6 protein-coding genes are annotated in these 12096 nt (G+C 42.2%); 1 reads left to right on the top strand and 5 read right to left on the bottom strand.

Annotation, left to right across the window (positions count from 1 at the left end; translation table 11 throughout):
• Positions 1–1322: 1322 nt before the first annotated feature.
• The 4 genes from BM146_RS16305 to BM146_RS16320 form a co-directional block, all read right to left on the bottom strand.
• Positions 1323–2600 carry an O-acetylhomoserine aminocarboxypropyltransferase/cysteine synthase family protein gene (locus tag BM146_RS16305; RefSeq protein WP_074891367.1) on the bottom strand — a complete coding sequence of 426 codons (1278 nt, stop codon included), beginning with the start codon at positions 2598–2600 and terminating at the stop codon, positions 1323–1325.
• 11 nt (positions 2601–2611) lie between these two features.
• Positions 2612–4648 (bottom strand): SpoIIE family protein phosphatase, encoded by a 2037-nt coding sequence (locus BM146_RS16310; protein WP_083413611.1) that lies wholly within the window; start codon positions 4646–4648, stop codon positions 2612–2614.
• Positions 4649–4663: 15 nt separating this feature from the next.
• Positions 4664–5650 carry a diaminopimelate dehydrogenase gene (locus BM146_RS16315; RefSeq protein WP_074891371.1) on the bottom strand — a complete coding sequence of 329 codons (987 nt, stop codon included), beginning with the start codon at positions 5648–5650 and terminating at the stop codon, positions 4664–4666.
• A gap of 66 nt (positions 5651–5716) precedes the next feature.
• Positions 5717–7303: a hypothetical protein gene (locus tag BM146_RS16320; protein WP_074891374.1), complete on the bottom strand. Its 1587-nt coding sequence runs from the start codon at positions 7301–7303 to the stop codon at positions 5717–5719.
• 150 nt (positions 7304–7453) lie between these two features.
• On the opposite strand from BM146_RS16320, the gene BM146_RS16325 reads away from it, so the two are divergent.
• A complete protein-coding gene (locus tag BM146_RS16325) occupies positions 7454–8617 on the top strand; it encodes a PP-loop family protein (protein ID WP_074891377.1) in 1164 nt (387 codons plus the stop codon).
• Here BM146_RS16325 and BM146_RS16330 read toward each other — a convergent pair.
• Positions 8596–11907: a DUF5107 domain-containing protein gene (locus tag BM146_RS16330; RefSeq protein WP_074891380.1), complete on the bottom strand. Its 3312-nt coding sequence runs from the start codon at positions 11905–11907 to the stop codon at positions 8596–8598. The genes BM146_RS16325 and BM146_RS16330 overlap by 22 nt on opposite strands.
• Positions 11908–12096: the final 189 nt, after the last annotated feature.

The raw sequence follows: 12096 nt of genomic DNA on the forward strand, positions 1-12096 counted from the left end.
ACCGGATAGAGATTATCGGCTTCTGATCCCAGGATGCAGCAATCATGCTTATCCTTTGCAACATCGATACCAACATAGATCATACATGTGATCCTCCTTAAAAGTATTTGACGCTGTATTGGATCCACAGGACTCTCTGCCGATGTAACCTCGTTCTACATAAACCGTCATGCGGTATCTAACTGATTAACATTGTGACAAAGAGGCTGTGGTTGGAGCCTATTCGAAACCGTCTATGCGGTAGTGGGACAAAACCAATCCACAGCATCTTCAACAGCATACCCTATACCTATAGAAAAGGTAAAGAATGGGTATGACTATATAATACGAGTGGGATAAAAAGAGTAAGAATCAAACACTTATCCTACTCAGGAGCAAAATTCACTATCATGATGGTAAATTCGTAGGATAAAAGGCACTAAAATTGAGCATTTATCCTACTCATGAGAAAACACACTATACGGATTGTTAAGACCATAGGATAAGATGAACAATATCTAAGCAGTTATCCTACATCCTCTCCTACATCTTTCATACATCACTCAAAAATCTTCTCCTATCTCCAGGTTGTCACAGTGAAATGGGTATATAGCTATACTTTTTAAGTTACCACATCCCTCGGCAGAATTTTCGGGAAGCGAAAATGGGCATATACGAGAAAAAATAGAACTACACATCCATTGAATGAGTGATATGAGACGATCAACCACCTATAAAAGGGTGTGTAAACTTCAAAAATGCCGTATATACCCAAAATCACTAGTCAAAAGAATTGGCGAGGGATGTGGTAATCTTGAAAAACAGGAAATGTGCCCAAATCCCGTTTTATTGCGGGTTGTGAGCTATTTAAAACAAGCTATATGTCAAAGCAATTCTGTAACGCTTTGTATGCGGCATGCGAAAACTGCGTCCATGGAGCCTTGAAAGTAGCCGCCCCTACTGTTCCTGGATTCAGAGCCTGAGGCACTTGTACCCAGACACACCGAAGGTGCTTGCCATTGACGGGGGGTTGAGGAAAACGCTACAATGCTGAATCCGACGGTGCGAGAAAATCTACTGTTCCCATCATCATCACCGTCGGCTCGCAGACCAAGGCGTTTTCCTCAGGCTCAGTCAATGGTGGCGTACGGAGCCGCAACTTCAGCTTTTCTAATAAATGAACTATTGCTCCTGATACATATATCTGTTTTCATCAATTTTTTGATCTGTTTAATAAATGATGAACTGACAACTAAAGAATGCTCACACTAATCCACAACATAAAAGCAGCTGTGAAAAATGAGAAACCATTTTTCACAACTGCTTTTCAGTTTTTTCTTTTATTACTCCAGTGCCTGAGCAATGTCTGCGATTAAATCTGCAGAGTCTTCAAGTCCGCAGGAGATTCTGATAAGACCTGCAGGGATACCTGCTGCCTCAAGCTGTTCATCAGTAAGCTGACGATGTGTAGATGTTGCAGGGTTAAGGCAACATGTTCTTGCATCTGCAACGTGAGTTTCGATTGCAGCTATCTTAAGCTTCTTCATGAAGCTTTCTGCTGCGGCTCTTCCACCTTCAAGTTCAAAGGAAACTACGCCGCATCCACCGTTTGGAAGATACTTCTTGGCAAGCTCATGGTACTTGTCTGATTCAAGTCCCGGATAATTAACCTTAACGACTTTCTTGTGACCTTCAAGGAATTTAGCTACTGCAAGTCCATTTTCAACATGCTTTGGCATACGAACATGCAAAGACTCAAGTCCAAGGTTGAGGATAAATGCATTCTGTGGAGACTGTATGCATCCAAAGTCTCTCATAAGCTGTGATGTACACTTTGTGATAAATGCACCTTCTTTTCCGAATTTCTCAGCGTAAACAATTCCGTGATAAGACTCATCAGGCTGTGTAAGACCGGGGAATTTATCTGCATGAGCCATCCAGTCAAACTTGCCGGCATCAACAATAGCACCGCCAACTGCTGCCCCATGGCCATCCATGTACTTTGTTGTAGAATGTGTTACAATATCAGCTCCCCACTCGATAGGCCTGCAGTTTACAGGAGTTGGGAAAGTATTGTCAACGATAAGCGGCACGCCATGAGCATGTGCAACCTTCGCAAATTTCTCGATATCAAGAACTGTAAGAGCAGGGTTTGCAATTGTCTCTCCAAACATTGCTCTTGTGTTTTCCTTAAATGATGCGTTAAGTTCGTCTTCATCAGCATCAGGTGAAACAAATGTAACCTCAATTCCCATCTTAGCCATTGTTACAGCGATAAGATTAAATGTTCCTCCATAGATTGAAGAAGAAGCCACAATGTGACTTCCGCACTCGCAGATATTGAACAGTGCAAAGAAATTAGCTGCCTGACCTGAAGAAGTGAGCATTGCTGCGCTTCCGCCTTCCAAGGCTGCAATCTTGGCAGCAACATGATCGTTAGTAGGGTTCTGAAGTCTTGTGTAAAAATATCCTGAAGCCTCAAGGTCAAATAACTTACCCATATCTTCGCTTGTGTCATACTTAAATGTTGTTGACTGAATAATAGGTATCTGACGAGGTTCTCCGTTCCCCGGTGTGTATCCCGCCTGCACACATTTTGTTCCAATTTTCTGGTTGTTCATACTATCCTCCGTTATTGTTTTCCAAAATATCTAAATGCCAGCATAGTTATATCATCAAACTGAGGTGCCTCCCCGACAAACTCATCTATAGCCAGCTTCATATTTTCTAATATTTCTGCGGAATTGCTATCTTTTTTTCTATTGAGAGCTTCAAGCATCCGCTCATTCCCAAAGAGCTCATTATCTGAACTTGTAGCTTCAGGAACTCCATCCGTATAAACAAAAATATTGTCCCCCGGGTGAAGCTCAAATTCATGCTCCTTAAAATGTAAACCTTCAATTGTAGCCACAGCAGGTGAATGGCGATACTCAACAAGTTCATAGTCGCCACCGGCTCTTTTTAAGACAGGGTGCTCGTGGCCTGCGTTTGCAGCAATTCCTTTACCTGTGGAAATCTCAATAATAGCTATCCACACAGTAACAAACATATCCGAATCATTGCTGCTGCAAAGCTGTTCATTGGTATACTCCAGAATCTCTGAAGGAGAACCGCCCATGAACGCCCGGTTCTTGATAAGTGTCTTGGCAATGACCATGAAAAGCGCCGCCGGAACTCCCTTGCCGGAAACGTCAGCCATTACCAGAACTATATGATCATCATCCAGTAAAAAGAAATCATAAAAGTCGCCACCTACTTCTTTAGCAGGATCCATGGTCGCATGAAGATCAAACTCATTCCTATCTGGAAACGCCGGGAATTTTCTGGGAAGCATATCTTCCTGAATCTTAGTGGCTACAGAAAGCTCCGCTCCGATCCTCTCTTTTTCAGCAGTCATAGCTGTCAGATTGGCAATGTAATCCTTAAGAGAAATAGCCATGTTGTTAAAACTTACAGCAAGATCTCCAATCTCATCATTACTATAAATCTTGGCCACATGCTCGAGATTTCCGTTACTGATCTCTTCTGCATCTTTCCTGAGCGCAAAAAGCGGCTCCGTAAAATTCAAAGCAAAGCTTCTCACTATAGCTGTGATCATGAAAACTACCAGGATAAAAATAAGAATAAACCAGACCATGCTTGTAAGAATCTTGGAACTCATATCCTGAACCGGCTCCAAGATCATGCTCTGCGGCACTCTGATGCATAATTTCCAATTGGTACTCTCTATTGGAGAATATGCAAAATAGCAATCTGATATTTCAGAATAAGTTACCCCTGTTTCCCCAGACATGATAGCTTCTATGAGTTCATCATTCATCTCTTTGTCATCTTTGATGTTCAGATCCTTATATTTAGGTAAAACTGCATATCCTTTTCCATCCACAAGGAAAGCATAGTCGCCGTCTCCTGCCAAAACATCAAAATCAACAATAGCTGAATACAGATCATCAATAAGCATATCCATGCACACAACGCCCTTGAACTCGCCTAGTTCGCTGTAAAAGGGCGCTGCGCATGTTATCATCATGCCTCTGTTGTAATCATCCATATAGACATCAGTAAAGCAGACCTTACCTTTTTTCCTGGCCAGGTCATACCATACTCTGCCGTAATAGTTGTAATAAACTTCGCTGCCATCACTATTGGCTGTCATCTCGGAATCAGCATCATAGGATATCTGAATTCCTGACTTTGTGCTCAGATAAATAGCTACAATATTACTTATGTCACTGTTATACACAGGAACAAATATCTGCTCGGCGTTCCCCAAAAGACCTATCTCGTCTTTCACATTTTCATAGGAAATCTCCCTTGTAGCCAGATATCTTTTCATAACTTCCTTGTTATTATCAAGGGGCTGCGGAGGCAAAACCTCTCTTGGCTTATATTTCTCCGGTGCCCCATAAAGCTCAGATATATAATCCGAAAGAGCTGTTGTATATTCCGCATATCTAAGAAGCTCAGCATTGGCTAAAGTTGCCTTGTTTACTACTGTATTAGAAAGATTTCTCTCCATTCTGGCTTTCAGTATGTCTTTTGCCTGCGACCTGATTCTGAGCATGCTAATTACACTAACTGTGCTAGTTATCAAAAGAGCTACGACAATGATAGCCATGACCATTATCTGTATTTTACTTCTAATAGACAGTCGCTTCTTAGTTTTCATGACTTATACCCTGGATCAAAGAAGATGTGCTCTAAGCTCTTCTCCACTCTTGTCTGAAAGATAAGCAGGTGGAATATCAAGGATTGTCTTGCATCCCTTGAGACCCTCGTCATTCATGCGCTTTGCTGCTCTTGCAACTGCCACGAGAACGCTTGTTGTAAATTCAGGGTTTGAATCAAGCTTTAAGCTATATTCAATAATATGATTGTGCTCCTTGTCAGCGCCTGTCTTGCCGCTTCTGAACACAAATCCGCCGTGTGCCATTCCACTGTGGTTCTTTAAAAGCTCTTCTTCGCTGATAAAATGAACTGTTGTATCATAATCAGCAAAATAGTTAGGCATTTCCTTGATCTCTTTTTCTACTGCTGCAGCATCTGCACCATCTTCAAGGACAACAAAGCACTCTCTTGTGTGCTTCTGTCTTGTTGTAAGCTCAGGATTCTCTCCGTTTCTAACTGCCTCAAGAGCGCTCTCTACAGGGATTGTGTACTGCTTTGCATTCTTAACGCCTTTGATTCTGCGGATAGCATCTGAATGTCCCTGAGATACTCCCTTGCCCCAGAATGTGTAATCATTTCCATCCGGAAGAATAGCATTTGAATAAACTCTTGCAAGTGAGAACATTCCCGGATCCCAACCACATGATATAACTGCAATCTTACCGCTTTCCTTTGCAGAAGCATCAACGTTTGCAAAATGCTCAGGAATTCTTGCGTGTGTGTCAAAGCTGTCAACTACATTGAAAAGCTTTGCATATTCAGGAGTCTGAACAGGAAGATCTGTTGCACTTCCTCCGCAAAGGATCATAACATCGATCTTATCCTTGTAATCAGCAACATCCTTAACAGAAACAACAGGAACACCTTCTGTTGCTATCTTTAAAGAAGAAGGATCCCTTCTTGTAAAAACAGCTACAAGCTCCATGTCTGGAGCAGCCTTAACTGCAAGTTCAACACCTTTACCAAGGTTTCCATAACCCAGGATTCCAATTCTAGTACTCATAAACTCCTCCTTATCGCTTAAAACCTGACCCTAATCCGGCCTAAATTAATTTCGATTATACAACAATCAAAACTCCAGCCAAAGATATTTTTTACCATCGTTTCCAAAAAGAATACACTTGCCTATGGTCTCACGCTCGCTAAGCTGCTCACGCCAGTAATCACCAAGGGCATTTAACACTTCATCGGGAAGTGAAGAAACCGGAGTATCGGGCAAATACAAAGTAAAGTTTTTGCCGTCGTCATCCACACCCGGTGGTGTCACAAAATATGTATGTGTCTTAACGCCGGTCTTTGTCTCCTTTACAACCTCCGTCCCTGCTTCATTCTTGAGGGTAAGGTCAGAAAGAGTGATTGCAAACTCAGTGTCACTAACCTTTTTCTTTAAGGCAAACTTGCCTGTGAACTCGTTCTTTTTTGACTCATTTCCATTTTCACTTGAATAATTAGATGAATAATAGGAACCTTCCACGCTGCCATCAGCATTTATATGAAGGATCGTGCTTGCATCCTCATTATTTCTGAGAGAAAGATATATCGGGAAAAAGGCACTTGTTTCAATAAAATTGTCAGCATTAAAGGTCTCTATGTCAGGATCAAAAGTGTACTCAAGGTCCTTCCACTCAACATCCTCAGCGCTAGCAATTTCCGGTGTGAACCCTTCCGCCTCTGCCTTCTCCCTAATGAGTTCATTGAGTTCCTTTATAGAAATGGTCTCAATTCCCACTGCATCATAGAACTTCTTCAGAGGGTACTCATCGTCATATATGCCGTCGTCCTCAATAAGCTTGCAGTAGAAATATCCCCCAAGACCGTTGTCATTTTCATAGTCGCCGCTATACTGCGCGTAGCTGAATATATTGTCCTTCTCATCTTCTGTATTATTAAAATCAAAGCTAAAGAAAACAAAACTTCCAGGAAGTGGCATTTCAAGACTTACATGCTCACCTTCGCCGCCCCAGATATCTCCAGGATATTCTGTATCTGAACAGTCAAAAACTGTAGTCTCATCACCGTAGATATAATGCCAGTTTCCGCGGGCATCTATGTAGCTCTTTTCAAAATAATGATTGGAAGCTCCGCCTGATCCGTCGCCGTAAATATATCCGTATTTATTGATTCCGACTCTGCTTCGTGACCAGCCCTCATTGGAATAAAGGCACTCAAGCTTACCATCAATTTCTTTTATAACAAGGTACTCCGCCCAATCTTCTATAGAAGGTGTGTGGATGCAGACTGCCAGCTCCTCATTGCCATCATTTCCACAGTCAAGATAAGAGTATTCGATTCCTTCAAGCTCAATCTTGGCTCCCTCAAACTGCCCAAGATAATTGGAAATAATCACATTTGTAAGTTCCTCAAGAGTGTAATTTAAGTCTTTATCCTTTTCAAAAGAAAAATATGTTCCAAAGTCCCTGTCCTGATTTATATGAACTTTTGCCTTGTTCGCAAGGAAGTTTGCATATGTAGCCTCAACAGCATCCGCCTCAGTTTCTGCCTTAGCTGAAGTCTGGACATTTTCCGATGTATCTTTTGACGCATCTTTTGTTGTAGCCTCCAAAGAAGTGGCCTCACCCGCACTTTTCTGATCAGTCCCGCATGCAGAAACTAAAAATGCACAGGCCAACATGATTCCAATCAGTTTTTTCTTCATATAATCCTCCCTGCAAACTTTTGCATTTGCACATTCTTCCTCAATTATACTTCCTTTAATTATTTCTGGCACCATTGAATAGATAAAAAAAGTATGATAACATTCATAGACACTTTACAGATTTTTTGATTTATATAATAAGGAAAAGATATGTTATACACAAAAACAATAGAAGAAATGATTGAAGACAGCAGAGACAAGCTTGTCATCGATGTTCGTGAAGAAAAGGATTTCAATAAAAGTTCATACCCGGGAGCTTTGAATATTTCCTGGGAAACATTTTCTGATCATGAAAATGAACTGTCAAAAGAAAAGCCAATTTATCTTTTGTGTTACTCGGGAAAGCACTCAGTAGAGATCTGTGAAGAGTTTACTCCAAAGGGCTACGAGATTTACAGCATAGAAGGCGGTATCTACAGCTATTACAGATATACTATAGAGCATCAGCTCTCTGACGAAGATGAAAAAGAAATGCGTTGCAAAGAAATCGAGCGAAGCATCATCAAGAAGTTCAGGCCTGAGCTTTGGAGCCAGTTCACAAAAGCGATCAACACCTACGACCTCATCCAGGACGGGGACAAGATTGCTGTCTGCATATCCGGTGGAAAAGATTCCATGCTGATGGCTAAGCTATTCCAGGAGCTTTCAAGGCATGGTAAAAAGAACTTTGAAGTAGTATACATGGTAATGAACCCCGGCTACAACGACATAAACTACACCACAATTATCAACAATGCCAAACTGATGCAGATTCCTATAACTGTTTTCGACTCAGATATCTTTGACATTGTAGATAAGGAAGTTTCAGGCTCACCCTGCTACCTGTGTGCAAGAATGAGACGTGGTGCCCTTTATAGTAAGGCAAAAGAGCTTGGATGTAACAAGATAGCCCTTGGTCACCACTACGACGATGTCATCGAAACCATACTGATGGGAATGCTCTACGGTGGTCAGATACAGACTATGATGCCAAAGCTTCACAGTACAAACTTTGAGGGCATGGAACTTATAAGACCTCTTTACCTCATCAGAGAAGAGGACATCAAAAAATGGATGGCATACAATGATCTCACTTTTATCAACTGCGCCTGCAGGCTGACAGAGAGCTGCGCAAGCTGCGGCGGTACAGATAAGGGCAGCAAGCGCGCTGAGATAAAATCTCTTATTTCAGAGCTCAGAGAAAGAAGCCCTTATATAGAAGCAAACATCTTCAAAAGTGTGGAGAATGTTCATCTCAACGCCCTTGTTGCCTACAAGACGCCTGATGGAAAGCGCCATCATTTCCTTGATAATTACAGTGAATATTCTGAATAAATATATGCATTCTGATGCGTATTATCCATTTCAATAACCTTTTTAAGGCAGTCCATTGCTTTTTCTTTATCTCCAAGGCCTATAAACCCTAGTCCCATGAGATAATAGCAATGGGCTTTATTTTTTTTGTCCATATCTGCATCAAACACTGACATATCCGGCATTGATACAGCAAAATAGTCCATTTTGAACTTATCGTGAAGATGCTTTTGCCCATAATCAAGGAGCTTATAGAACCTTGAATTGGCTTCTCTTTTATTTCCAAGCTTCTCAAATGCAAGTCCCTGGTAGAGTATCATATCAGCAGGCTGGTCGTAGTAGTACATCATTCCTGCAACTTCCATGGCTCCAAGGGTGGCTTTCTCAAAACACTCTTTTGCCTTATCATTGTCACCCAGCATTTCTAAGCAGCATCCAAGGTTGTAGTAAATATGGTTATCCTTCGTGCCTTCAAGTCTGCCTTCACCAAGATTTTCAGGATATGAAAGAGCCTCAAGGAGCTTGTCTTTTGCTTCACCTGCCCTACCTTCTTTTATCAGCTCTTTTGCCGGCTCTAAAAGGCACACCTTAAACTGAGTTGTGATCTTCCCTTCTGCGCCTTCCCAGGTCTGGAAGCTGTGGCCTGTGATCCTCTCATGGGCCTCTTCATGCATCTTAAGCGAGTTGAGCAGTGTCACATACTCTGTATAAAGGTCATCTCTCTTCTCGATAAGGCCAATGTTTTCCTTATATTTTTCCAGTCTCTCTTTTAAAGGTCTGTTGAGCTTTTGATAGAGCTGGTCAAGTTCGAGGAACACCCTTGCGTCCTGCCTGTTAAGGTCAAAGGCTTTCTCAAGGCAGCTAAGGGCTTTCTCAGGGGCGCTTTTCTTGTTGTAGTAGGCAATTGACAGGTTCCTTAAAACAGTTGGAAATGTATCGCATATCTCAAGGGAGGCCTCGTACATCTCAATTGCCAGGTCGTACTGAAGCTTGTCGTAGTACAGACATCCCAGATAATACCTTGCTTTTGAGCCCTCATCATCAGCAGCTATCGCAGCTTTCAAAACTGCTATGTCCTCAAGCTTATTAGGGAAACAGTAAGCAGGATCTGCCTTTTCCCCTTTCTTATATGCCAAAAAAGCTTTCTCTTTTTCACCCAGTTTCTCAAAATATGCGCCGCGATAATAATGGACCATTGGATTATCACCGTCGTAGATATCAAGGGCGCTTACAGCCTCTTCATAGAATCCGCCTTCAGCAAGGTCCCTTGCCACCATAAGGAAGGTCTCATGGAAGTTCCTTGTAAATTTTCTGAACTGCTCTGCTCCTTCGCCCACAAGCAAAGTCCTGATATAAGCTGACACAAAATCAAAAGTATCGTATTTTAAGTTCTCGCAGGTATAGTCTAGAGCCTTGGTTTTTCTTCCAAGCTTATAGAGAATAGCTGCCCTCAAAGCTCTCGCCTTTGTGCTATGACTGTTTTTCACAAGAGCCTCGTCTATCAGATCAAGGGCCGTTTCATACTCATGTTTTCTTGCCGCAATAGCCGAAAGGTAGTAGAAAGATTTCTCCTTCTGCTCATCCGACCAGGTTGCCTTGTAGAACGCATCATAAGCCTCATCATATTTTTCCAGGTAAAAAAGACATAGTCCCAAATTGTAGAAGCTCTCGGAATCGTAAGGATTGGGATGAAGCCTTGTAAGCCTCTCGATCGCTTTTCTAAAGTACTTCTCCGAAAGGTCGAATCTGCCTCTTTTAAGCAAAAGAAGTCCATAGGCATTGTTGATCCTGATATCCCCGGGATCGCGCTTCAAGCCCTCAAGGTAATATGGGTCAGGTAAAAATGTTGCGTGGCGATACTGCTCAATATGGTTGCCTGCAAGGAAGAGCTCCTCATTGGTCTGAATATCGCAAGGGTCCTTTACTGCCTCTGCAGGCTCAGCAAACTCAGGGTCTTTTTCCTCAAGGATTTTGAAGGAAACAAGCTCTTTTCCCGAAATATTATCTGTAACTGTCACCCTGATCCTGCTCTTATCAAAGTCCTCTTCAGAACCTTTTCCTTTCAGAATCTTGCCAAGTTCAAGCTCACGTTCACAGATATCCACAGGAGAAATTGCAACCTTCTCTGAAAAAAGAGTTTCACCACCATAGAGGACTGAAAGGGTAGCGTCATTATACTTCTCCGTCGCGTAAGCGCAGATGTAGAGCGCCTTGTCGGGCTTCACCTCAACATTAAGTGCCGCATGGATCGTTGCATTTTTTACCTGGCCGACCTTCTTGTATGGCATAAAGTACTGCTTAAATACCTTCTCCTCATAGGGCTTAAGCCAGGAGAAATCAGGCTGATTGTCGCAGAACATGCCGGTCATAAGCTCGATATATGGACCATCCTCGTCTGTAAGATTTCGGTCCCATGCCTTTCCAAAGTCACCGCACCCCCATGTCCACTGCTTTTTGCCCGGTGATACGTGATGGTCAGCAACATGCAAAAGACCTGCTTCTTTCTTATAGTCATAGCCTCCAACAAAGTCAAAATCAGACTTCTCAGCCATATATGAAGTAGGCACAGGAATATTCTTATATCTTGAAATATCCACACCCTCGCTGTAATCATGCTTGTAATACTCACCTGTTGCGATAGGGAACCTTGAAACAGCGCGCTTTCCGTGGTCATATACGTTGTGAACATCTGGCGGAAAAATTGACTGTGTGTAATCATTTACAGAAACCGCAGGGTTAGCCCACCACAAAAAAGTCTGCGGAAGCGGTGTTCTGTTATAGAGCTGCCCTGTGATTTCTATAAAAGCCTTCCCCGGATAAAGGGTAAACTTGGTTATCTCTTTTGTTCCATACATCTGGTCAACATCGCCTGTGATCAGAGTTACACTGCCGTCGCTGTTCTGCGCAAGCTTATAATCTACAGGAGAATAAGTTGTAGGTCTGTGATGCTGAGGCCAGTTAAACTCAATGCCTCCTGAGATCCATGGCCCCGTAAGTCCGACAAGAGCTGGTTTTATCACCTGATTGTAGTAGACAAAATCATAGCCGTTTGTCTTGTCATAGGCTCTCTGGATCCTGCCTCCAAGCTGTGGAAGGATCATCACCTTTATGTACTCATTCTCAAGAAAAACTGCCTTCCAGGCCACATCCTTTTTGGTGCGGCTGATCTCATTGGTTGAAGGATAAGGATATATTTTTCCTGTGCTTCCCTGATACACTCTCTTCTCCAAAAACATTGGATTTATATCAGGCTTTCCGACCTCGTAAGTTGGGATTAGAACGCTCTCTTCCCATATTTTTGCATCTATCATGTCTATTCTCCTTTGCGGATACTATTGTTATTTCATTCGTAACTATTCAGAGCAAGCCCCGGACTAGTTACTTACATTTTCAGTTACCCAAGAGCTATCATCAAGTGAAAAAATTGGTAATTTTTATTAAAATATTGCTCTATTGTGCGAGCCACCTGCCAGTGCTATAATTCCTCTATGTTAAAAGAA

The sequence above is a fragment of the Butyrivibrio proteoclasticus genome (assembly GCF_900115735.1).
Lineage (GTDB): Bacteria > Bacillota > Clostridia > Lachnospirales > Lachnospiraceae > Butyrivibrio > Butyrivibrio proteoclasticus_B.